Origin of the sequence: Nonomuraea sp. NPDC049637 (assembly GCF_040675235.1) — a bacterium.
In the GTDB taxonomy this organism is placed as follows: domain Bacteria; phylum Actinomycetota; class Actinomycetes; order Streptosporangiales; family Streptosporangiaceae; genus Nonomuraea.
Genome location: NZ_JBFAOM010000033.1, coordinates 1 through 22,627 on the forward strand (window position 1 = coordinate 1; position 22,627 = coordinate 22,627).

Below are 22,627 nucleotides of genomic sequence, written 5' to 3' on the forward strand. Positions count from 1 at the left end.
CGTGGGCGACCGGTGACGTCCCAGAGCAGCAGCCGGCCGCCGTGGTCGCCGGTGGCCAGGACGCGTCCGTCCGGGCTGAGCGCGGCGACCGCGAGGCCGCGCACCGGCAGCCGGACGTGCCGGGCCGGGCGGTAGGGGTCGCGGATGTCCCACACGGTCACGGCCATGCCGCGTTCGACGGTGGCCAGGCGGCGGCCGTCGCCGCTCAGCGCCGGATCGGCGGCTGCTGGAACGTTCCAGCGCGACAGCAGCACGCGGTGTCGGGGGTCGCGGACGTCCCACAGCGCGCCGCCGCGCGGGCCGGTCGTGGCCATCAGCGTCCGGTCCCGGCTCAGGACCAGCCCGGTCACCGGGTCGGGCACGCGGACCGGGTGGCGCCACTGGTAGAAGGCGCCGGCCGCCGAACCGGTGGCCAGCGCCTGGCCGTCGGCGGTGAAGGCCAGGCCGAGCACGCGGTCGGGGTGCGGGAACGAGGCGACCTCGGCGCGTCCGGCCACGTTCCACAACCGGACCGCGCGGCCGGCCACGTTCCACAGCCGGACCGCGCGGTCGTCGCCGGCGGCGGCCAGGACGGTGCCGTCCGGGCTGAAGGCCAGGGCGCCGGCGGGGTCGCCGTACCGGACGGGCCGGTCGCAGCGGCGGGCGCGCAGGAGGCAGAGCCAGGTGCCGCGGGCGGGCGCCGACCAGGCCAGCGCGCCGCCGTCGGGGCTGATCGCGAGCGCGGCGGGGCCGTCCTGGAGGCCGGTCGCGATCGTGTCCGCAGGGGAGGCGGGCCGCGCCGGGTCCCACAGGCGCACGCTGCCGTCGTCGTGGCCGGTGACCACCGTGTCGTCGCCGACGGCGAAGCGGGTGACCTGGGCGGAGGTCCGTACCGGGGGCAGGGCGACCGGGCGGCCGGCGAGCCGCCAACGCCGGACGCCGTGCGCGGCGGCGGCGAGCACCGTGCGGCCGTCCGGCGTGAACGCCGCCGTCACAGCGCCGGGCAGGGCGGCGACGTGCCGGGGGCGGGCGGGGTCCACGACGTTCCACACCTCGACGCCGTGCCGGGTGGCCGCGAGCAGGACCCGGTCCCCGCCGGACGGGCGGAAGGCGAGCGCCCCGACCGGCCCGGCGGCGCGCGGCAGGGTGGCCAGCGGGGTGCGGCGGCGCGTGTCGGTGGCGTCCCACAGCTCGACCACGCCGTTGTCGGCGCCGGTGGCGAGCAGGGCGTGGTCCTGGCTGTAGGCGATCGCCCGCAGCCGGTCGCCGGCCGAGCGCAGGCGGGTGGCGTACGGCTCGGCGGTGTCGAGCAGCGTGCCGCGGGTGCCCGGGGTGTCGGCCAGGCCCTGGGCGGCCACCGCCACCTGCATCGCGAGCGCCGGGTCCGTGGCCCGCAGCGCCCGCGCCTGGACGGCGGCCCGCTCGGCGAGCGCGGTGACACGGGCGGCGCTCGCCCGGCCGCTCTTCTGCCACGCCAGCCCCGCGCCCGCCCCGGCGACCACCACCAGCACCACCAGCGCCACGACCAGCGCCCGCACCCTCCGCCCGACCGGACATCCCCTGGCGCCCACACCGGCGCCGGAAGCACGAGCCGCGCGCCCTCCGCCGAGGGAGGGCGCCGCGGCCTCCGAATCAGGAAAGGACCCAACGGGCCCCTCCGGAAGAGGGACTTCCTCCAGGTCGGGGGAGAGAAGCCCGGGTTTCTCCGGGTCGGGGGAGAGGAGGCCGGGTTTCTCCGGGGCGGGAGGTGGGGGAGCGGGCGCGGGGCCGGGGGGTGGTGCGGTGGCGTGCCGGTAGGCGGCGTGGGTGAGCGTGTCGCCGTCGCGGTGGTGCCAGAGGGCGCGCATCGCGCGGGACAGGCGCGGCAGCGCGTCGGCCGCCGCCGGGCCGTCGTCGCGGACGCCCAGGTCGTGCAGGATCGTCTCGGCCAGGCCCGGCTCCAGGGACAGCCCGGCGACCCGGGCCGGTTCGGTGATCGCGCGGCGCAGCTCGTCGCCGGTCATCGGCCCGAGCGGCAGCGACCGCGTCCGCAGCGCCTCGACCAGCGGCGGAAACCCCAGGCACCGCTCGTAGCAGCCGGCCCGCATCCCGATCACGACCGGCAGCCCGCCCGCCGCGAGCCCGCACAGCTCCTCGACGTACGCCCTGCGCCCGGACCCCGCCCGAGCCGTGAACAACTCCTCGAACCGGTCGACCACCAGCAGCGCGCACTGCTCCACCGGCCGCCCCCCGCCCCGGACCGGCGAGCCGGGCGTCCGCCACAACACCCCGGCGCGACCCGCCGGAGCCCCCGCCGGCGAACCCGCCAGGACGGCCGGCACCACCCCGGCGGCCAGCACCGACGTCTTGCCCGCCCCCGCCGCCCCGGCCAGCATCACGGGACGGGCGGCGCGCGGCTCCGCGAGCAGCCCCACCAGCTCGGACACGACCCGTTCGCGGCCGAAGAACCACCTGGCGTCCCCGGTCGTGAACGGACCCGGCGGCCAGGGGCACGGATCCCGCGCGCACCGGTCCCGCTCGCTCCCCAGCCCCGCGCCGAACCCGTCGTCCATCCCGCTCCCGTCACTCCGCGAAGTCGATCGGGGACTCAGGGTACGCGGACCCGCCAGGCGGCGTACGCCGGTCGGGAAGGCGGCATCGCGCGAGATCGGCGCGATGCCGGGGACGGTCAGCGCTTGCGGCCGACGCCCGCGTAGTAGACGGCCTCGCGGTCGGCGTACAGCGTCCCGGGGACGGGACGCCAGCGCGGCAGCGGCACCACGCCCGGCTCCAGCAGCTCCAGCCCGTCGAAGAAGCTCGTGACCTCCTCAAGGCTGCGCAGCGTCATGGGCGCCCCGCCGCTCTCGTTCCAGTGGCGGACGCCCTCTTCGAGCTGCCTGCCGACCACGCCGTGGGAGATGGCGAGATGGCTGCCCGGCGCCATCGGCTCCAGCAGCTCGGCGATGATCGAGCGGGCCTGGCCGGTGTCGGGGAGGAAGTCCACGACGCCGAGCAGCGTCAGCCCGATCGGCCGGTCGAAGTCGAGGTGCTCGGCGGCGGCGGCCAGGATCTTGCCGGGCTCGCGCAGGTCGGCGTCGACGAAGGTGGTCGTCCCCGCGGGGGCGGCCCGCAGCAGTGCCCGCGCGTGGGCCAGGACCATGGGGTCGTTGTCGACGTACACGACGTGGCTGTCCGGGGCGACCGCCTGGGCGACCTGGTGGGTGTTGTCCGCCGTGGGGATGCCGGTGCCGATGTCCAGGAACTGCCGGATGCCCGCCTCCCCGGCCATGTACCGCACCGCGCGGCCGAGGAACTCCCTGTTCGTACGGGCCAGCACCGGCAGGTCGGGCACGGCGGCGAGGATCTGCTCGCTCACCATCCGGTCGATCTCGTAGTTGTCCTTGCCGCCCAGCCACAGGTCGTAGATGCGGGCGGGGCTCGGAACATCGGTGTTCAGCGAACGTTCGCTCATCGCGACGCCTTCCGGACGAAAGGGGCTACGGGGGAGATCGTAGCCCCAAGATCCCCCAAGCGGGCCACGTCCGGGCTCGCCGTCCGTCACCGGTCTGGAGGGCGGCTCACAGAAGGCGGCGCTGGACGGCGTCGGCGATGGCCGTGGTGACGATCCACTCGACGACGGCGGCGTCGGGCGGGTCGTCCTCGCGGCCGGCGAACAGCAGGTGGGCGCTGCCGATCAGGGTGAGCGCGAGGGCGTCGACGTCGGCGTCGACCGCGATGCGGCCCATCTCGCGCTCGGCGGTCAGGTAGGCGGCGATCATGGTCGTGGCCTCGCCGAGGAGCGGGAGGCCCGTGGACCCGGCCTGGCGCAGGCGGGCGCGCAGGCCGTCGCGGGAGATGACGAGGCCGACGACGGCCACGGCGACCGAGCCGAACAGCTCCAGCAGCGCGAGGGTGAGGTTCCCCGCGACGGTGCCGGTGCCGGCGACGGCCATGAGGGCGGCGGACTGGGCCTCGACGCGGCGGATGCGGTCGGTCACCAGCTCGGCGAGGAAGGCGTCGAAGTCGGCGAAGTGGCGGTGGAGCACGCCCTTGGCGCAGCCCGCCTCGGTGGTGACCGCCCGGCTGGTCAGGGCGTTGGGCCCGTCGCGCAGCAGGATGCGCTCGGCGGCGTCGAAGAGCTGTTCGCGCACGTCGCGGAGGGCTATGCCGGTGGGCACCGGGCCGGTCTCCTTCCTTGGTGAATCCCGTTCAGAGTAGACGAGTGGGCACGTGCCCATTAGAGTGGGCGCATGCCCACTAACACCTCGGGGAACGAACCGCACCTGCACCGGCGGATGGCCGAGTCCTTCGGCGCCGACGCCGACCGCTACGACCGCACCCGCCCCCGCTACCCCGACGAGATGGTGACCCGCATCGTCGAGGCGAGCCCCGGCCCCGACGTGCTCGACGTCGGCATCGGCACCGGCATCGCGGCCCGCCAGTTCCAGGCGGCCGGCTGCCGGGTGTCCGGCGTGGACGTGGACCCGCGCATGGCCGACCTGGCCCGGCGCGACGGCATCGAGGTGGACGTGTCCGCCTTCGAGTCCTGGGACCCGGCCGGGCGCACGTTCGACGCGGTCGTCGCCGGCCAGACCTGGCACTGGATCGACCCGGTCGCGGGCGCGGCCAAGGCGGCCCAGGTGCTGCGGCCCGGAGGCAGGCTGGCGCTGTTCTGGAACGTCTTCCAGACGCCGGACGCCCTGGCCGAGCCGTTCGCCGAGGTCTACCGCCGGGTGCTGCCCGACCTGCCGGCGCTCGGCCAGGCCGGCCCGGCCGTGGGCATGTACACGTCGCTGCTCGACAAGATCGCCGACGGCGTCCGGGCGGCGGGCGCGTTCGGCGAGCCCGAGCGCTGGGATTACGCGTGGGAGCGCCGCTACACCCGCGACGAGTGGCTGGCGCAGGTGCCGACGCACGGTCCGGTCACCGGGTTGCCGCCGGAGCGACGCCGCGAGCTGCTGGCCGGCATCGGGGCCGCGATCGACGCGGTGGGCGGCGCCTTCACCGTCCACTACGACGTCCTGGTGCTCACCGCCGTCCGGCGGGCTGAGTAGCCGTTACTCATGCGGTCATGGGAACGCGCGCGGACGATCCTCCTCAGAGCGACACTCCAGGAGGAACCACCGTGAGCGTCACACATGGCATGAATACCGGGCGGAAAGGGCCGACGCGGTGGCGCGGGCGGCTCTCGTTCGCCGCGATCGGCGTGCTGGTCGCCGCCCTGATACCGGCGCTGGCCACGCCGGCGTCGGCGGCGGTCCCCGGCTTCTCGCTGACCTTCTCCATCGACTATCTCCGCCAGATCGAGGACCCGGACAGCGGAGGCGTCGGCGACGGCGACTACTACCCGAAGGTCAGGATCGCCGACGGCCCGCTCGAAACGGGCCCGCGCATCGAGGACGACGAGTTCGAGCCCCTCGGCCTGCCCGAGGCGCCCAACGGCTGGGTCTTCACCAAGTCCGACCTGCCCGGCGACCAGCCGACGGTGAACATCACCGTCGCCCTCTGGGACTATGACGGCGGCCTCAACACCAACGACGACCGCATGGACATCAGCCCCCAGAACGACGACCTCGACCTCGACCTCGTCTACGACGTGCGCTCGGGCACACTGTCGGGCGACGGCGTGCAGTTCGGCACGCCGTGCGTCGACTCCCAGGGGCGGCAGAAGGGCCAGACGTGCGCCGAGGGCGACGGCGACCACGGCTTCCCCAGGGACAACGACGGCAGAAAGACCAGGATCGGCTTCACCGTCTCCACCGTGATGCCCGACACCGACCACGACGGCATCCCCGACCTCGTCGAGCTGTCCGGGATCCGCGACCGGAACGGCGGGGTCCTCGCCGACCTCCCGGCGCTCGGCGCGGACCCCTGCCGCAAGACGATCGTGCTGCAGGCCGACTACATGGCCGACACCAGGCACTCCCACCGGCCCAAGCCGGACGCGATCACCCTGGTCAGGAACGCCTTCGACGCCGCGCCGGTCAAGGCGGAGAACCCGTGCCCTTACCCGGGGACGCACCGGGACGGCGTCGACTTCGTCTACCTCCAGGGCACGCAACTGCCCGAGCAGCCTGCCATGGGCCTGGCCGACGACAGCGACTTCCGCGACGCGCGCACCGCCGACTTCCCCGCCGAGCTGGCCCGGTACGCGCACTACACGATCTTCGCCCACGACCTCGTCGTCACCACCGCGACCGGCAGCTCGACGTCGCCGGGCACGTCGGGGCAGTGCTGCGAGCCCACCAGGGACAACAACAAGGACTTCATCGTCACCTTCGGCTCGTGGCGGACGATGTGCGTGGCCGACTTCGGCGTGGACTACGGTGGCGACGGCCGGCTCCAGACCACCCCGGCGGGCGACGACGTGGTGATCGGCACCCAGATCCACGTGGGCCCGGACCGTACGTGCGACACCACCAGCGCGGACCCGACCGACCGGCAGGTGCTCACCGTCGGCACCGGCCGGGACGACGCCGAGGTCGGCACCGTCCAGGACCAGGCCGGGACCATCATGCACGAGCTCGGGCACGCCCTGGGCCTGCGGCACGGCGGCGACGTCAACGACCAGTGGAAGCCCAACTACCTCAGCGTCATGAACTACTTCTTCCAGTCGGGCATCCCCACGGGCCCGCCGCCGCTGCTGGTCAACCAGCTCAGGGACTGGAAGATCGGCGCGGTCCGGGTCGGCTACTCCAGCGGCGGCCTGCCCCCGCTCACCGAGGGCACGCTGAACGAGTCCGCCGGCATCGGTGACGGCACCGACCACACCTTCTGGTGGACCGACAACCTCGCCAACCCCGCCAGCACGTTCCGGCCGCTGCGCTCGGCCGCCGGCAACGCGCCGATCAACTGGAACGACAACACCGCCCCCGGCACCGGCGCCCCGCTCATCGACACGGGGACGGTGAACGTGGACGTCAACGCCAGCGGCGGCAGCACGACCCTGCGCGACCACGACGACTGGGCCGCCGTCAAGTACCGGGCCGCGCTCTCACCCGACGCCAAGGGCTCGGCCTGCAGCAGCTTCCCCGTCTCCGCGCCCACCTGCAGCGGCTCGGGCGGCGAGCCGGACAAGGAGCTCGGCTTCGCCGCCGTCGTACGGCAGGAGATGTCGTTCTTCAACCTCTACGACCCTGACATCGTCACCGCCAAGAGCGTCGACAAGCCCGACGCCGAACCCGGCGACACCCTCACCTACCAGGTGAAGCTGGACAACGTCGGCACCGGCCCGGCGGCGTCCGTCGGCGTCACCGACACCCCGCCCACCGGGCCGGCCCAGGCCCGCCAGATTCCCTACCTGGGCGCCGGGCGGTCCACGACCGAGACGTTCACGTACCAGGTGCCGTGCGACACGGCCGACACGGCCGTCCTGACCAACACGGCCACCGCCACCGCGACGGACACCGCCGGCGGCCCCGAGGCCGAGACGGGCAACAACACCGCCAAGGCCGCCACCACCGTGCACGCGCCGCGGCTCACCCTGACCAAGACCGCACCGGCCACGGTGAACGCCGGAGAGGCGATGACCGTCGGGCTGCGGGCGGCCAACGTCGGCAGCGGCAGGGCCACCGGCGTCGTCCTCACCGACACGCTGCCCAAGGAGGTCTACTACAGCAAGGCGCTGGACCGCGGCACCGGCCCCCGGCCCGGCACGGTCACCCGCAACCCGGACGGCACCACCACCCTGACCTGGACGCTCGGCCCCCTCGACCCCGGCGCGGACGTGTCCGTGGGGTTCACGGCCCGGCCCGGCCTGCTGTTCACGAAGGGCGCCGAGCTGCCCGACACGGCGGCCGCCGCGTACCGCAACGCCAACGGCTGCGTCTACGAGCCGGCCACGGCGTCCGCCACGACGACCGTCACCGAGGTCGCCCCCACCCGCGACCCGCGCTCGCACGGCTACTGGAAGACCCACCAGGAGGCGCGCACCGCCGAGTTCCTGGCCCGCGTCCAGGCCACCGACCAGCGCTTCGACAGCCAGGGGGACGGCGAGCTGGCCGACGCCGAGGCCGTCGCCGCGCTGTCGGCCGGCGGCCCGCAACCGGGGCCGGCCCGGTTCCAGCTCCTGGCCACGCTGCTCGACCTGGCGGCCAGGCAGATCAACGCGAGCACCCGGCTCGACTCGCCGCTCGTCCGGCGGCTCGGGGTGCGCACGGTCGGCGAGGCGGTCAGGTACGCCTTCGCCACCCTCGCCCTGCCGCCCGGCGGCGCGGCGGCCGGGCGCTACTCCGACACCACCTCGATGCTCGACGAGATCGTGAACAACCGGAGCGAGGTCTACTGACCCCGCCATGAGGGCCCAGTCATCAGGGCCCAGTCATGAGGACGCCGCGGTCGGCTCAGGCCGGTTGCGGCGTCCGCGGCTCGGCCCGCGCGGGGGCGTAGAGGCCGAGGCGGCGCAGGGCCGGCGCGGTCATCATGGTGGTGATCAGGGCCATCAGCACGAGCACCGTGAACGTGCCGGGCGCGATCAGCCCCATGCCGAGCCCGGTGCTGAGCACGACGATCTCGGTGACGCCCCGGGCGTTCATCAGCACGCCGAGCCCGAGCGCCAGGCGCCCCGGCATGCCGCCCGCCCAGGCGATCACCCCGGCCGCGCCCAGCTTGCCCAGCACGGCGGCCACCAGCAGCACCGCCCCGCCCAGCAGCACCACCGGATGGCCGAACGCCAGGTGCACGTCGGTGCGCAGCCCGATCGAGGCGAAGAACACCGGCAGCAACATCGCGCGGTTGAGCGAGCCGAGACGTTCGGGCACCGCGCAGAGCACGGGGGCCTCGCGCGGGAAGGCCACCCCGGCCAGCAGGGCGCCGAAGATGGCGTGCACGCCGATGGCGTCGGTCGCCGCCGCCAGGGCGAAGATCAGGCCCAGGACCAGCGCGAGCGCGGCCGGAGCGGGCAGCCGGCGGGCGGCGTGCCGGGCCGCCAGCGCGGCGAGCGCGGGGCGTACGACGAGGGTCACGGCGAGGACCAGGGCGGCGGCCAGCCCGAGCGAGGTCAGCACGCCGGCCGGGGAACCGGCGTGCGCGAGGGCGATCACCGCGGCCAGCGCGCACCAGGCCAGCACGTCGGCCAGCCCCGCGCACAGGATCGCCAGCGAGCCCAGCCGGGTGACGGTCAGCCCGGCCTCCTGGAGGATCCTGGCCAGCACGGGGAACGCGGTGACGCTCAACGCCGTCCCGGCGAACAGGACGAACGCCGTGCCCGACGCCGACGGCCCGGCGAGCGCGCCGGCGAACGGGACCGCCGCGACCGCCCCCAGGGCGAACGGCACGGCCGTCATCGCCAGCGCGGCGACCCCCACGACCACGCGCTGCCGGCCGAGGGCGGCCGGGTCGAACTCCCGGCCCACCGTGAACATGAAGATCGCCAGCCCGGCCTGGGCCAGCAGTTCGAGCTGCGGCGCGACCCAGCCCGGCAGGATCAGCGCGGACACCCCCGGCGCCAGCGAGCCCAGCGCGGACGGCCCGAGCAGCAGCCCGGCCACCATCTGCCCCACCACGGACGGCTGCCCCGCCCGGCGCGCCAGGACGCCGCCCAGCGAGGCCAGCCCGCCGATGACCGCCACCGCGAGGAACAGCCGCAGGATCGACTGGACGGGCGGCATCCCGGCGGGCGCGACCGGCGCGGCCGGCGCCGCCGGATGCCCCGGCTGCTGCGCGCCCGGCCCGAACACCAGCACCATCGACACGCCCGCCACGGCGATCAGCAGCAGCGCGACCGCCAGGCCCCGGGCCGGGGCGGGCAGCAGGGCCTGTTCGGTGTCGTCGAGCGGGTCGTGTCCGCGCATGGTCGCACCTTCCTGCGTACTCCGCGACGGGCTCCCGGCCCGTTCGCCGGGTCAGTCGGCGGCTGGGAGCGGCCGGGCCGCCCGCCGGCCGATCAGCAGCAGGGCGCCGACGGCGGCGACGATGCCGACGGCTATGACGGGGATCAGGGCCTGGTAGCCGATCTCGCCGGCCACCAGGCCGAACAGCGGGGGGCCGAGGAGGGAGCCGAGGCTGCCGGCCTGGGCGATGACGCCGTTGCCGACGTCGGCGTGGTCGAGGCGCTCCAGGACCAGGGGGAGCGCGGCGAAGACGAGGGCGCCGAGGAAGCCGTTCTCCATGGAGATGACGCCCGCGCCGGTGAGCGCGCCCCCGGCGGAGCCGCCGGCGTACAGGATCCAGGCGGCCGGCACGACGAGGAGGCCCGACAGGGCCAGCACGCCGACCCGTACGCCCCTGCGCAGCAGGACGCCCACCGCCAGCCCGCCGGCCACGCCGAGCAGCGAGATCACCGAGGTGAGCGCGCCCGCGCCGGCGGCCGAGCGGCCGTACTGCTCGATGAGCAGCGTGGGCAGCAGCACGATCACCGGGATGGTCACCAGCGCCGTCAGGCAGAAGGCCGCCGCCAGCACGCCCGGCCAGGCCAGCGCCCGCGCCCGCGGCACGGGCCCGGCCGCCTGCGCCGCGCCGCCGCGCGGCAGCCGCGCCCACGTGACCACGGCGATCAGCAGCGTCAGCCCGGCGATCAGGCCGGTCCAGCCGCGCCACCCCAGCGCGTCGCCGGCCGCGCCGCCGGCCAGCGTGCTGGCCCCCAGCCCGACCGGGACGAACGTCGCCCAGACCGACAGGGCGGTGCCCCGGTCGCGCTCGTGGGCCAGGCGCAGGATCAGCGCCGGGCAGGAGATGGTGACCAGGACGTAGCCGACGCCCTCGACGCCGCGGGCGACGAGCAGCCAGGCGAAGTCGTTCGCCGCCATGCTCGCCGCACCCGCGGCCGCGATCAGGACCAGCCCGGTGACCAGCGACCGCCCGGTGCCGAACCGGCGGACGAGATAGCCCGCCGGCAGGCCGACCGCGGCCCCGACGCCGACCACCGCCGAGATCACCCAGCCCAGCTCCGACAGGGTCAGCCCGAGCTGGGCCGCCATCGCGGGCCCGACCGAGGAGAACTTGCCGAGGCTCATCGCGCCGACCACCCCGCCGACGTAGACGAGCAGGATCGTCAGCCAGGGGGAGCGCCGGGGGGACGCCTCCGTGATCTTTGCCGCCGGCCGGGGGTCCATGAGTCTCCTTCGCACTGCGCTCCGCGGGTCAGGCTTCCCACGTCCGATCTTCGCCATGCCGGCGGCGCCGATCAACCCGCTTCCCCGGTGGCGAAGATGCCGATGCCCGACTCGGTGACGTTGACCGCCCCGGCCGACAGCAGTGCGTCGATCGTCTCGGGCACCTCCCGTCTGGGCAGGACGCCCTGGAGCACGACCATGGTCCCGTCCGCGAGGTCGGCGCCCGCGCGCCACGACTGGCCCGGCATCGCGGGCACCACCTCGGCCAGCCGGTCGGCGGGGGCGCGCACGGTCAGCAGCACGTGGGCCGGGCCCACCCAGGCGGCGCGCAGCAGCAGGGCGACGTTCCTGATCACGCCGCGCCTGGCCGGGTCGGCGTAGGCGGCCGGGTTGGCGACGAGCTGCGCGCCGCAGGTCCGGACGGTCTCGATGACGCGCAGGTCGTTCTGGCGCAGCGAGTGGCCGGTCTCCACGACGTCCATCATGGCGTCGGCCAGCTCGGGGATCTTGGCCTCGGTCGCGCCGTAGGAGACGATCACCTCGGCCCGCCGTCCCGCCTCGCGGAAGAAGCGGCGGCCGATGTTCGGGTACTCGGTGGCCACCCTGACGCCGTCGTCGAGGTCGGCGGCGCTGCGGGCGGGGTGGCCGGACGGCACCGCGAGCACCAGCCGCCACGGCCGCTCGGTGTTCCTGGAGTAGTCGAACGACTCCACCACCTCGACCTCGGCCCCGGTCTCCTCCACCCAGTCGGCGCCGGTCAGCCCGAGGTCGAAGGTGCCGTCACCGACCACCAGGGGGATCTCGCGCGGCTTGTAGAAGGCCACGTGCGACACGCCCGAGTGGTCCACCGTGCCGCGGTAGGAGCGCTCCGAGCGCCGCCGTACGGGCAGCCCCGCGGTCGCGAACAGCTCCAGGGCCCGCCGCTCCAGCGAGCCCTTCGGCAGGGCGAGCGAGATCATGGTTCCTCCTGACGGGCGCGAGGGGGCGGGCGGGGGCGTGGGGGTCACACGTGCAGCAGCCGGTCGATGCCGACGACGGGCGGCTCGGGCAGGCACGACGGCCGCACCTCGATCTCGCCCACCACGAGGTCGTCCGGCCAGGAGTCGACGATGGTGGCCACGCAGCGGGCCACCGACCGGGTGCTCATCTTGTGCGGCGAGCCGTCGCCGTCGAGGTTGGCGATGGCGCCGGGCGAGACCAGGCAGGCGCGCACCCCGTTGCGGCGCTCCTCCAGCAGCAGCGTCTCGACCAGCGCCTTCAGCCCGGCCTTGGTGGCGCTGTAGGCGGCCCCGCCCTCGAAGTACCGCGTCCCGGCGTGGCTGCCCATGGCGACGAACATCCCGCCGGCGGCCCGCAACGCCGGCAGGACGGCTTTGAGCAGGTGGAAGCAGGCGCTCAGGTTGATCGCGATCAGCCGCTCCCAGTCCTCCGCGCGCAGGTCGGCGATCGGGTCGAGCACCCGGTCCACCGCGTTGGACACGCAGACGTCGAGCCGGCCGGCCGCGCCGAGCACCTGGGCGGTCGCCTCCGCGATCTGCGCCGGGTCCGCCAGGTCGCACCTGTGCTCGCCGAGCCAGTCCTCGCCCGCGAGCGAGCGGTTCAGGGAGTAGACGCGGTAGCCGCGCTCGCGCAGCTCCTCGGCGATGGCCCGCCCGCTGCCCCGGTTGCTGCCGGTGACCAGCGCGACGGGGGTCTCATGTGATGACATCGAGGACGCGGCTCCACTGGTTCACGATCTCCTCGCCCGCCACGCCGTCCCGGAACAGGTCCTTGTCCAGCGGGGAGCCGTCCTGGTGGCGCAGGCGCATGCAGTCCTGGGAGATCTCGGAGATGACGGTCAGCCCGCCGTCGGCGGTCCGGCCGAAGATGAGGCAGAAGTCCCACACCTCCAGCGGGCGCAGCCAGGACCGCAGCACGTCGTTGACCGCGAGGGACAACTCGCGCATCTCCTCCACCGGCAGGTCGAGCGCCCGCAGGTAGTCCTCGCCGATCGGCTGGTCCTCGGGGTCGGTCCGGTAGTCGAACTTCACGACCGGGCGCGGCAGCGGGGCGCCGTCCTCGAACAGGCCGGGGTACTTGCGGGTGGTCGATCCGGTGGCCCGGTTCTTCACGATCACCTCGAACGGCGGCGCCGGGCAGTAGTCGGCCACGTACGAGTCGGCCGAGACCCGTTCCCGGAACGCGCACGGCACGCCGGCGTCGGCCAGCCGGGCCGCCGCCCTTTCGTAGAAATCGAGCCGGAGCGGCCCGGTGCGCTCGACGATTTCATCACGGTGGTACGTGAAACTGCGCAGGCTGGGGATTATCTGCACCAGGCACCGCCCCTCGGGCAGCAGCCACAGACGCTTACTGCGCCCGACGATATCCGGCTCTCCCCGGCCGGCCGGAGTTCCCGGAGCTGATCCGTTATCCACGCCGCCTCCATCCGCCGACAATGGCCCACACAACTTGATATTGCGGGCACCTCGCTGTCAAGGCGGCGTGACCCTGGAAAAAGGTGCACTTGACGGGGCTCTCGCGGTCTTGATATGTCGTCCGTCCGTGCCTGGAGCACTGGAAGAAAGAGTACTTGACGGGGCCCGGCGACCGGACGGTACTGTCTTCAGAAATTGAAATTCCCGAGCCTAATTAGAATCCCAATGGGGGGAGGATCGTTGTCGGAATATGAGCGCATAGCTCACTCGAAGATCACCCGTAAGTTCAGGTCCGCGGGGCAGCAGCTCTTGTTCTCGCGGGGGCGGCGGGGCGAGGTGTCCGACGCGAACGGCGTGCCGTACATCGATTTCGTCATGGGTTATGGCCCAGTGATAATCGGTCACGCGGACGCCCAGTTCAACGAAATTCTCTGCGGTTATCTCGGCAATGGGGTCATGCTGCCGGGCTACACCACGTTCCACCAGGAATACCTCGACCGGCTGCTCGGCGAGCGGCCCGGCGACCGCGGCGCGTTCTTCAAGACCGCCTCCGAGGCGGTCACCGCCGCCTTCCGGCTGGCCGCGATGCGCACCGGCCGGCTCGGCATCATCCGCAGCGGCTACGTCGGCTGGCACGACTCCCAGATCGCCGACTCGCTCAAGTGGCACGAGCCGCTGCACTCCCCGCTGCGGGAGAAGCTGCGCTACACCGACGGCATGCGCGGCGTCGGCGAGTCCGAGCCGGTGGCCAACTGGGTGGACCTGCGCCTGGAATCGCTCGCCGAGCTGCTGGAACGGCACCGCGGCCGGCTGGGCTGCTTCGTCTTCGACGCCTACCTGGCCTCCTTCACCACGGCCGACGTGCTGCGCCAGGCCGTGGCCATGTGCCGCGAGGCCGGCCTGCTCACCGTCTTCGACGAGACCAAGACCGGCGGCCGGATCTCGGCCCTCGGCTACGACCACGACAACGCCCTCGGCTCCGACCTGATCGTGATCGGCAAGGCGCTGGCCAACGGCGCCCCGCTGAGCATCCTGGCCGGCGACGCCGACCTGCTCGCGCTGGCCGAGAAGGCCCGGCTGAGCGGCACCTTCTCCAAGGAGATGATCGCCGTCTACGCGGCCCTGGCCACCCGCGACATCCTGGAGAAGCCCGTCGGCGACTCGCCGGACGGCTGGACCGAGCTCGGCCGGATCGGCACGCAGGTGGCCGCCGCCTTCACCGCGGCCGCCGCGGACGCCGGGGTCGAGGCCCTGGTGGGCGCCCGCCCGGTGCTCGGCGGCGGCATGTTCGAGCTCGTCTACCACGACGTGGGGCTGCTGGGCGACAAGGAGCGTCGCGAGGCGCTGCTGGCCGAGCTGGCCGGGGTCGGCATCCTGCTGCTCGAAGGGCACCCGTCCTTCGTGTGCCTGGCCCACCGCGACATCGTCTGGGACGACCTGCGCGACCGGGTGCGGCAGGCGTTCGAGGCGTGGAGCGCGTCCGCGGGGGCCGGCCGTGGCTGACCTCCTGCGCCTCGCCCTGGTCGGCTGCGGCCGCCAGATGCAGCAGAACCTGTTCCCGTTCCTGCAACGCATCCGCGGCCACCAGGTCGTGGCCTGCGTCGACCCCGACCTGTCGCTGGCCGCCGACGTGCAGTCGCTGGCCGGCGGCGCGACCTGCGTCTCCTCGGTGGACGAGCTCGACCTGGAGATGGTGGACGCCGCCGTGCTGGCCGTCCCGCCGGAGCCGTCCTACCTGCTGGTCCGGCAGCTCGCCGAGCGCGGGGTGGACTGCTTCGTCGAGAAGCCGGCCGGGCCGTCCACGCCCGCGCTCCAGGACCTGGAGCACGTGGTGCGCCGCAGCGGGCGGCACGTCCAGGTGGGCTTCAACTTCCGCTACGCCGAGACCCTGCAGCGGCTGCACGAGCTGAGCGAGGGGATCCGGGCCACGCCGTGCTCGGTGACCATCGACTTCTACAGCCGCCACCCGTCCGCGCCGCAGTGGGGGGTGGACACCACCCTGGAGGCGTGGATCCGGCACAACGGGGTGCACGCCCTCGACCTGGCCCGCTGGTTCGTGCCGTCGCCGGTCGTCCAGGTGGACGCGCACGCCATCGCCAGTGACGCCGACCGGTTCCAGATCAACCTGTTCCTGCGGCACCACGACGGCTCGCTGTCCACGCTGCGCATGGGCAACCACGTCAAGCGGTTCATGGTGGGCGTCACCGTCCAGGGCATGGACGGCAGCCGGTACTGCGCGCCGTCGCTGGAACGGGTGACGCTCGAACTGTCCGACGGCGTGCCGTACGGCCAGGAGCTGCACGCCACCCGCAACCTGGACCACGGCTGGGGGCGCAGCGGCTTCGGGCCCGAGTTGCAGGCGTTCGTGGACGCCTGCGCGCAGCGGTCGGCCGAGCCCCAGACGGGCGGCCGTCCCGCGGTCAAGGGGGTGCCGTCGGTCTCCGACGCGCTGGCCGCCTCCGCCCTGTGCGACCGGGTGATGGCCGAGCTCAACACCGCCGCGACGAACGGCTTCGGCCTGCTGACCGGGTCCGTCCGGGCCTCGGCCTAGGCCGGGCCGCCGACGAGGAGGGGGAGGAATGACCGAGCGGGCGCGACCGGCCGCGGGCGGGCGGCCGGTCGCGTCGCGCGGGGTGGGCCGGTGGATCGCCGGTCACCTGCGCCGGCACCGGCTGTCGCTGCTGCTGTTCACCGGGGCCGCCGCGGCGGCGAGCCTGTGCTCCACGCTCGTCCCCGTGCAGATCGGCGCGGCGTTCGCCGAGGCCACCGGCCCGCGCCACGACCTCGGCGCGGTCGGGGCGGCGGCGCTGGCGGCCGCGCTGCTGGCGGCCGGCCGGTTCGTCGCCGACCTGCTGTCGAACGGCTCGATGGAGGTCGTCGCCCAGCGCGTCAAACGGGACGTGCGCGACGAGCTGTACCGCAGCCTGCTGACCAAGCGCATGGCCTTCCACGACCAGCAGCGCATCGGCGACATCCTGGCCCGCGCCATCAACGACGCCAGGCTCGTCGACTACATGCTCAGCCCCGGGGCGGCCACCGCCGCCAACGGCGTGCTGGCCCTGCTGGTGCCGATCCTGTTCATCGCCTCGCTGGACCCGCGGCTGCTGCTGGCCCCCGGCGTGCTGGTCCTGGTGTTCGCCTACGCGCTGCGCTACCACCTGCGCCGGCTCTACCCGCTGGTCATGCGCACCCGCGAGACCTTCGCCGACCTCAACGAACGCTTCTCCACCACGCTGTCGGGCATCGCCACCGTCAAGGCCGCCACGCAGGAGGACTTCGAGCGGCACGCCCTGGAATCGGCCGCCGGCGCCTACCGGGACGCCTTCGTCCGGCGCGGCCGGGCGCAGGCGGTCTACCTGCCCGCGCTGAGCTTCGCCCTGGCCATGGTGACCGGCTCCCTGCACTCCCTCTACCTCTACTCGCAGGGCGAGCTGGCGCTGTCCCAGGTGGTGACCTACCTCGGCTGGCTGCTGCTGTTCGCGCAGCCCGTCACCATGTCCGAGCAGGCCGTGCCGGTCATCCAGGAGGGCTTCGCGGCCGCCGCGCGCATGCGGCAGATCATCGACGGCGCCCCCGGCGAGCGCGAGGACACCCGCGGCAGCACGGCCGCCGTCGAGGGCACGATCACCTTCGACCGGGTGTCGCTGCGCCACGAGGGCCGCGACATCCTGCGCGAGGTCTCCTTCCACCTGCCCGCGGGCCGCACGCTCGCCGTCGTCGGCCCCACCGGCAGCGGCAAGAGCATGCTGATCAAACTGGTCAACCGCATGTACGACGCCACCGAGGGCCGGGTGCTGATCGACGGGCGGGACGTGCGCGAGTGGGAGCCCGGCGCGCTGCGCCGCCAGATCGGCCACGTGGACCAGGAGATCTTCCTGTTCTCCAAGAGCGTGCTGGACAACATCGCCTTCGGCGCCCCGCACGCCGCCGGGTACGAGGACGTCCTGCGCGTCGCCAAGCAGGCGTGCGCGGACGAGTTCGTCCAGGGCATGGCCGACGGCTACGCCACCGTGCTCAACGAGGGCGGCACGACGCTGTCCGGCGGGCAGCGGCAGCGGCTGGCCATCGCCAGGGCCCTGCTGACCGAGCCGCGCATCCTCACCCTCGACGACGCGACCAGCGCCGTGGACGCCCGTACCGAATCGGCGATCACCGAGGCGATCGAGCGCGCGACGGCGGGCCGCACGACGGTGCTGGTCTCGCACCGCCCCGGCCAGATCCGCCGCGCCGACCTCATCCTGCTGCTGGACGGCGGCCGGGTCGTCGACCAGGGCTCGCACGACGAACTGATGGCGCGCTGCGCGCTCTACCGGGAGATCTACAGTGGCTGACGCCCAGAAGCGGCGGCGCCCGTGAGCGACCTGTTCGCGGGCCTGCACGCCGACGCCTACGACCGCGTGTACGGCAACCGCCGCCTGCTGGCCCGCATCCTGCGGCAGTTGCGCGCCCACCGCGCCGGCATGATCGGTTCGGCGCTGCTCGTCGCGGGCTCGGTGCTGCTGACCGCCTCCGTGCCGATCGTCGTCTCCCGCCTGATCGACCAGGCCGGCGGCGGCAGCGGCCCCGGCCTGCTGCTGTGCCTGTTCGTGGTGGCGGCGGCGGTGCTGGCCTGGGCGATGAACTGGGCCCGCCAGGCGATCACCGCGCGGCTGGTGGGCGGCATGGTCTACCGGCTGCAGTGCGAGGCCGCCGACGCCGCGCTCGCCAAGGACGTCGCCTTCTACGACGAGAACTCGGTCGGCAAGGTGCTCAGCCGGGTCACCGGCGACACCGAGGGCTTCGGCTCGGTGCTCACCCTCACCCTGAACCTGATCAGCCAGCTCTTCCTGGTGGTGCTGCTCGGCGGCGTGGTGTTCTGGATCGACCCCGGCCTCGGCCTGGTCATCCTGGCGGCGCTGCCGTTCCTGCTGGGCACCGCCCTGGCCTTCCGCCGGGTGGCCCGCACGGCGGCGGCCGCCACGCGGCGGGTGATGGCCAAGGTCAACGCCAACGTGCACGAGACCATGCTGGGCATCGCGGTCGCCAAGAGCTTCGGCCGCGAGCGGGCCGTCCACGAGGACTTCGACGAGGTCAACCGGCTGTCGTACCGCGTCTACGTCCGGCAGGGCCTCATCTACGCGGTCATCCTGCCGGTCCTGACGCTGCTGGCGGGCCTGGCCACGGCGGTCGTGCTGTACCAGGGCGGGCGCTTCGCGGCGATCGGCAGGCTCTCGGCGGGCGAGTGGTACTTCGCCCTCCAGGCGCTCGGCATGCTCTGGCAGCCGGTCACCCAGGCAGCCTCGTTCTGGAGCCTGTTCCAGCAGGGGCTGGCCGCCGCCGAGCGGGTGTTCGCGCTGATCGACAGCGACCACGCCGTCGTCCAGAGCGGGAACGCGCCGGTGACCGCGCTGACCGGCGCGATCGAGGCGCGCGGCCTGCACTTCCGGTACGGCTCCGGCGCCGCCGTGTTCCGCGACTTCGACGTGCGCCTCGCGGCCCGCGAGACGGTGGCGGTCGTCGGGCACACCGGCGGCGGCAAGTCCACGCTGGCCAAGCTGATCGCCCGCGCCTACGACTTCCAGGGCGGCGAGCTGCTGGTCGACGGCCGCGACATCCGCGCCCTCGACCTGCGGGCCTACCGGCGGCGGGTGGGCGTCGTCCCGCAGCACCCGTTCATCTTCGCCGGCACGCTCGCCGAGAACATCGCCTACGGCCGCCCCGGCGCCGGCCGCGACGACGTCGTACGGGCCGTCGAGCGGATCGGCCGCCGCGTGTGGGACCGCAGCATGCCGATGTCCCTGGACGACCGCCTGGCCGCCGGCGGGCAGGGCGTGTCGGTCGGGCAGCGGCAGCTCATCGCCCTGGCCAGGATGTTCGTCCGCGAGCCGGACATCCTGCTGCTGGACGAGCCGACCGCCAGCGTCGACCCGCTGACCGAGCGCGGCATCCAGGACGCGCTGGCCCGGCTGTGCGCCGGGCGCACGGTCGTGGTGATCGCCCACCGGCTGTCCACCATCCGGCGCGCCGACCGCGTCCTCGTGCTGCACGACGGCGAGATCGCCGAGCAGGGCCGGTTCGACGAGCTGCTGCGCCGCGACGGCCCGTTCGCGGCGCTCTACGCCACCTACTACGCGCACCAGGAGACCGCATGACCTGCGCCCCCCACCCGGCGGAGTTCGAGCCGATCCAGCGGGAGGCGTCCGCCACGGGCGTGCGCTGCGTGGTCGGCGCCGTGCTGTTCAACCCGCTCGGCGAGGTGTTCCTGCAACGGCGGTCGGCCCACGTGCGGCTCTTCCCCGGCTGCTGGGACATCGTCGGCGGGCACGTCGAGCGGGGCGAGACGCTGTGCGCGGCGCTGGCCAGGGAGATCGAGGAGGAGACCGGCTGGCGGCTGCTGCGGGTGGGCGGCCTGGTGGACGTCTTCGACTGGACCGGCGGCGACGGCCGCCTGCGACGCGAGATCGACGTGCTGGCCACGGTCGAGGGCGACCTGACCCGGCCGGCGATCGAGCACGACAAGTTCGACGAGGCCCGCTGGCTGGACGGCGACGCCCTGCGCCGCCTGGCCGCCGAGTCGCCCGGCTCGGGCATGGTCGAGCTGGCCCTGCGCGCGCTGGCCATGCGGCCGGTCTAGGGCTCCGGCTTGCGTACCGCCTCCAGGGCCTGTCGCAGGGTGAACCGGCCGGCGTACAGCGCCTTGCCCACGACCACGCCCTCGACGCCCAGCGGGGTCAGGGAGGAGACGGCGCGCAGGTCGTCCAGGCTGGAGACGCCGCCGGAGGCCACGACGGGCCGCTCGGTGGCGGCGCAGACGTCGCGCAGCAGCTTCAGGTTGGGGCCGCCGAGGGTGCCGTCCCTGGCGATGTCGGTGACGACGTACCGGGCGCAGCCGGCCGCGTCGAGGCGGGCCAGGGTCTCGTACAGCTCGCCGGCGTCGCGGGTCCAGCCGTGGCTGCGCACGGTGGTGCCCCAGACGTCCAGCTCGACGGCCACCCGGTCGCCGTGCCGGGCGATGACCTGCGCCACCCACGCCGGACGTTCCAGCGCGCCGGTGCCGAGCACCACCCGGCCGCAGCCGGTGGCCAGCGCCGCCGCCAGGCTCGCGTCGTCGCGCACGCCGCCGCACAGCTCGACCGGGATGTCCAGGGCGCCGACGACCTCGGCGATCCGCGCCCGGTTGGAGCCGGTGCCGAAGGCGGCGTCGAGGTCCACCAGGTGCACCCAGTCGGCGCCCGCGTCCTGCCAGGCCAGCGCCGCGTCGAGCGGGTCGCCGTACCAGGTCTCGGACCCGGACTCGCCGCGCAGCAGGCGGACGGCCCGGCCGCCGCGCACGTCGACGGCGGGTAGGAGGGTCAGGCATGTGGACACTCGTCGTTTCCTCTCCCGTGAACCCCCCTTTTCCATCATCGCGAACACCGGTCAGGAATCGAAGTCAACCTTCGGCCACCACCATGGTTCACTTGCCGCCGCCCGGCCGGACGGGGACGCTTGCCGGTGCGCGCCGCACGCCCAGCCGCCGGGGGCCGGTCCCCCTGTTCCGAGGAGGACTGCATGGTCTCGCTCGCGCTGCCCAAGGGCACGTTCCTGGAGCGTCCCGTCCTCGACCTGTTCGCCACGGCCGGGCTGGAGGTGCGCCGGCCGTCCGAGCGCAGCTACCGGGCGAGCATCGCCTACGACGGCGGCGTCGAGGTGGCCTTCCACAAGCCGCGCGAGATCCCGCTCGCCGTGGAGCGAGGCGTCTTCGACTTCGGCGTGACCGGCACCGACTGGATCGAGGAGACCGGCGCGAAGGTCGAGCTGGTCGAGGCGAGCGGGTGCGTGCCGCCCTGGCGGCTGGTGCTCGCCGTCCCCTCCGGGCATCCGGCCGTGGACGCCGCCGGCCTGCCCGCCGGGGCCCGGATCGCGACCGGCTTCCCGAAGATCTCCCGGCAGTTCTTCCAGAGCGTGCCGCTGCCGGTGCGGATCGTCCCGTCGTTCGGCGCCACGGAGGCCAAGGTGCCCGAGCTGGCCGACGCCGTCATCGAGACCGACGGCCCCGGCTCCGCCCTGGACGAGCACGACCTGCGGGTCGTCGCCACCTTGCGCACCTGCTTCCCGCAGGTCGTCGCGAGCCCCGCCGCCTGGCGGGACGCCCGCAGACGCGCCGCGATCCAGCGGGTCGCGCGGCTGCTGACCTCGGTCGACGGGGGAGCGGCCCACGTGCTGCTGACCGTGCGCACCACCACGCGCGACCTGCCGCGGGTGGCCGGGTCGATGCCGCAGCGGTCCTGGCGGGCCGGCACCGGCCTGACGGAGAGCCTGGTGGTCGTGCAGGGGCTGGCGGCCCGGCGCGGCCTGGCCGAGACCATCGGCGGCATCATGGCCGCCGGGGCGCTCGACGTCATCGAGTCGCGCGTCGGGAAGGACGTCACGCCGTGAGCCGCCGGATGATCGTGTGCGACCTCGACGGGACGCTCCTGGACTCCCGCGGCCAGGTCTCCGAGCGCACCAGGACCGCCGTGCGCCGCGCCCGCGCCGCCGGGCACGTGTTCGTCATCGCGACCGCGCGGCCGGTCCGCGACACCCGCCCGGTGGCCGCGGCCCTGGACCACGCGGCCGTCGCCGTCTGCGGCAACGGCTCGATCACCTTCGACTTCGGCAGCGAGGAGGTGGTCGACTACCGCCCGCTGGACCGGCAGCCGCTCGCCGCGACGCTGGCGCTGCTGCGCGACCGGTTCCCCGGCGTGCGCCTGGGCGCCGAGTGCCGCCTCGAACTGCTCCTGGAGGACGCCTTCCACCTGCCCGAGCCGCTGGCCCGCGACGCGCGCCGGGTGCCCCGCCTGGAGCACGAGATCGACCGGCACGACGTCGGCAAGCTCATGGTCCAGCTCGAAGGCGCCGCCCGCCAGTACTACGAGACCGTGCGCGGCCTGCTGACCGGCTGCGAGGTCACCATCTCGGCCGACGTGTTCTGCGAGGTCATGCGGTCCGGCGTGACCAAGGCCGCGGCCCTGGAGTCGATGGCGTCCCGGCTCGGCATCGGCAGCGCGGACGTGATCGCCTTCGGCGACATGCCGAACGACCTGCCCATGCTGACCTGGGCCGGAACCGCGGTTGCGGTGGCCAACGCCCATCCCGCCGTGCTCGGCGCGGTGGGCGAGGTGACCGCCTCCAACGACGAGGACGGGGTGGCCGCGTGGCTCGAACGGCACGCCACGGCCGATTTCTCAGAGAAGTATTGACGCT

18 protein-coding genes are annotated in these 22,627 nt (G+C 74.1%); 9 read left to right on the forward strand and 9 right to left on the reverse strand.

Translation table 11 applies throughout. The features are described from left to right. The 3 genes from AB0J71_RS34655 to AB0J71_RS34665 all read right to left on the reverse strand — a co-directional run. A partial coding sequence (locus AB0J71_RS34655; protein ID WP_364418117.1) for a WD40 repeat domain-containing protein occupies nt 1-2,531 on the reverse strand: 2,531 nt, incomplete at its 3' end. Between the two features lie 116 nt (nt 2,532-2,647). Continuing rightward, nucleotides 2,648-3,430: an SAM-dependent methyltransferase gene (locus tag AB0J71_RS34660; protein ID WP_352323248.1), complete on the reverse strand. Its 783-nt coding sequence runs from the start codon at nt 3,428-3,430 to the stop codon at nt 2,648-2,650. Nucleotides 3,431-3,536: 106 nt separating this feature from the next. After that, complete coding sequence (locus AB0J71_RS34665) at nt 3,537-4,136, reverse strand: TetR family transcriptional regulator (RefSeq protein ID WP_352323247.1); 600 nt, start codon at nt 4,134-4,136, stop codon at nt 3,537-3,539. A 72-nt stretch (nt 4,137-4,208) separates the two neighbouring features. Here AB0J71_RS34665 and AB0J71_RS34670 point away from each other — a divergent pair, with 72 nt between their 5' ends. Together AB0J71_RS34670 and AB0J71_RS34675 are read left to right on the forward strand one after the other, a co-directional pair. Beyond that, nucleotides 4,209-5,012: a class I SAM-dependent methyltransferase gene (locus AB0J71_RS34670; RefSeq protein ID WP_364418119.1), complete on the forward strand. Its 804-nt coding sequence runs from the start codon at nt 4,209-4,211 to the stop codon at nt 5,010-5,012. A 71-nt stretch (nt 5,013-5,083) separates the two neighbouring features. Continuing rightward, entirely contained in the window at nt 5,084-8,245 is a 3,162-nt protein-coding gene (locus AB0J71_RS34675; protein WP_364418121.1) for a hypothetical protein, read from the forward strand. A 55-nt stretch (nt 8,246-8,300) separates the two neighbouring features. Here AB0J71_RS34675 and AB0J71_RS34680 read toward each other — a convergent pair whose 3' ends face one another. The 5 genes from AB0J71_RS34680 to AB0J71_RS34700 all read right to left on the reverse strand — a co-directional run bounded on the left by AB0J71_RS34680 (nt 8,301) and on the right by AB0J71_RS34700 (nt 13,423). Then, a complete protein-coding gene (locus tag AB0J71_RS34680; protein ID WP_352323244.1) occupies nt 8,301-9,749 on the reverse strand; it encodes a cation:proton antiporter in 1,449 nt (482 codons plus the stop codon). Between the two features lie 51 nt (nt 9,750-9,800). Then, nucleotides 9,801-11,009: an MFS transporter gene (locus AB0J71_RS34685; protein WP_364418123.1), complete on the reverse strand. Its 1,209-nt coding sequence runs from the start codon at nt 11,007-11,009 to the stop codon at nt 9,801-9,803. Between the two features lie 71 nt (nt 11,010-11,080). Continuing rightward, nucleotides 11,081-11,968, reverse strand: a complete 888-nt coding sequence (hisG, locus tag AB0J71_RS34690) for an ATP phosphoribosyltransferase (protein ID WP_352323242.1) — start codon at nt 11,966-11,968, stop codon at nt 11,081-11,083. Between the two features lie 44 nt (nt 11,969-12,012). Further along, entirely contained in the window at nt 12,013-12,717 is a 705-nt protein-coding gene (locus tag AB0J71_RS34695; RefSeq protein WP_364418125.1) for an SDR family NAD(P)-dependent oxidoreductase, read from the reverse strand. Next, a complete protein-coding gene (locus AB0J71_RS34700) occupies nt 12,704-13,423 on the reverse strand; it encodes a phosphoribosylaminoimidazolesuccinocarboxamide synthase (RefSeq protein ID WP_352323240.1) in 720 nt (239 codons plus the stop codon). The genes AB0J71_RS34695 and AB0J71_RS34700 overlap by 14 nt, the downstream gene beginning before the upstream one ends. Nucleotides 13,424-13,777: 354 nt before the next feature. On the opposite strand from AB0J71_RS34700, the gene AB0J71_RS34705 reads away from it, so the two are divergent. From AB0J71_RS34705 to AB0J71_RS34725, 5 genes are read left to right on the forward strand one after another with little or no spacing between them, the layout of a single operon-like run. Further along, on the forward strand, nt 13,778-14,926 hold the full coding sequence (locus AB0J71_RS34705) for an aminotransferase class III-fold pyridoxal phosphate-dependent enzyme (protein ID WP_364418219.1): 1,149 nt from the start codon (nt 13,778-13,780) through the stop codon (nt 14,924-14,926). Continuing rightward, nucleotides 14,919-15,974, forward strand: coding sequence for a Gfo/Idh/MocA family oxidoreductase (locus tag AB0J71_RS34710; protein WP_364418127.1), 1,056 nt, complete (start codon nt 14,919-14,921; stop codon nt 15,972-15,974). Before AB0J71_RS34705 ends, AB0J71_RS34710 begins: the two co-directional genes overlap by 8 nt. A 28-nt stretch (nt 15,975-16,002) precedes the next feature. After that, nucleotides 16,003-17,754 carry an ABC transporter ATP-binding protein gene (locus tag AB0J71_RS34715; RefSeq protein WP_364418129.1) on the forward strand — a complete coding sequence of 584 codons (1,752 nt, stop codon included), beginning with the start codon at nt 16,003-16,005 and terminating at the stop codon, nt 17,752-17,754. 21 nt (nt 17,755-17,775) lie between these two features. After that, entirely contained in the window at nt 17,776-19,554 is a 1,779-nt protein-coding gene (locus AB0J71_RS34720; RefSeq protein WP_364418131.1) for an ABC transporter ATP-binding protein, read from the forward strand. Next, complete coding sequence (locus AB0J71_RS34725; RefSeq protein WP_364418134.1) at nt 19,551-20,036, forward strand: NUDIX domain-containing protein; 486 nt, start codon at nt 19,551-19,553, stop codon at nt 20,034-20,036. Before AB0J71_RS34720 ends, AB0J71_RS34725 begins: the two co-directional genes overlap by 4 nt. On the opposite strand, the gene priA is transcribed toward AB0J71_RS34725, so the two are convergent. Further along, entirely contained in the window at nt 20,033-20,770 is a 738-nt protein-coding gene (gene priA, locus AB0J71_RS34730; RefSeq protein ID WP_352323234.1) for a bifunctional 1-(5-phosphoribosyl)-5-((5-phosphoribosylamino)methylideneamino)imidazole-4-carboxamide isomerase/phosphoribosylanthranilate isomerase PriA, read from the reverse strand. The two genes, AB0J71_RS34725 and priA, sit on opposite strands and share 4 nt — an antisense overlap. A 183-nt stretch (nt 20,771-20,953) precedes the next feature. On the opposite strand from priA, the gene hisG (AB0J71_RS34735) reads away from it, so the two are divergent. Both hisG (AB0J71_RS34735) and AB0J71_RS34740 read left to right on the forward strand, forming a co-directional pair. Beyond that, a complete protein-coding gene (hisG, locus tag AB0J71_RS34735; RefSeq protein WP_364418136.1) occupies nt 20,954-21,820 on the forward strand; it encodes an ATP phosphoribosyltransferase in 867 nt (288 codons plus the stop codon). Next, nucleotides 21,817-22,623 carry an HAD family hydrolase gene (locus AB0J71_RS34740; protein ID WP_352323232.1) on the forward strand — a complete coding sequence of 269 codons (807 nt, stop codon included), beginning with the start codon at nt 21,817-21,819 and terminating at the stop codon, nt 22,621-22,623. Before hisG (AB0J71_RS34735) ends, AB0J71_RS34740 begins: the two co-directional genes overlap by 4 nt. The last annotated feature ends 4 nt before the right edge of the window (nt 22,624-22,627 follow it).

What these genes read in the sequence shown, in the direction of transcription:
- AB0J71_RS34660 (WP_352323248.1), bottom strand. Translation starts at nt 3,430, where the DNA reads ATGAGCGAACGTTCGCTGAACACCGATGTTCCGAGCCCCGCCCGCATC.
- AB0J71_RS34670 (WP_364418119.1), top strand. Translation starts at nt 4,209, where the DNA reads ATGCCCACTAACACCTCGGGGAACGAACCGCACCTGCACCGGCGGATG.
- AB0J71_RS34680 (WP_352323244.1), bottom strand. Translation starts at nt 9,749, where the DNA reads ATGCGCGGACACGACCCGCTCGACGACACCGAACAGGCCCTGCTGCCC.
- AB0J71_RS34685 (WP_364418123.1), bottom strand. Translation starts at nt 11,009, where the DNA reads ATGGACCCCCGGCCGGCGGCAAAGATCACGGAGGCGTCCCCCCGGCGC.
- hisG (WP_352323242.1), bottom strand. Translation starts at nt 11,968, where the DNA reads ATGATCTCGCTCGCCCTGCCGAAGGGCTCGCTGGAGCGGCGGGCCCTG.
- AB0J71_RS34695 (WP_364418125.1), bottom strand. Translation starts at nt 12,717, where the DNA reads ATGTCATCACATGAGACCCCCGTCGCGCTGGTCACCGGCAGCAACCGG.
- AB0J71_RS34715 (WP_364418129.1), top strand. Translation starts at nt 16,003, where the DNA reads ATGACCGAGCGGGCGCGACCGGCCGCGGGCGGGCGGCCGGTCGCGTCG.
- AB0J71_RS34725 (WP_364418134.1), top strand. Translation starts at nt 19,551, where the DNA reads ATGACCTGCGCCCCCCACCCGGCGGAGTTCGAGCCGATCCAGCGGGAG.
- hisG (WP_364418136.1), top strand. Translation starts at nt 20,954, where the DNA reads ATGGTCTCGCTCGCGCTGCCCAAGGGCACGTTCCTGGAGCGTCCCGTC.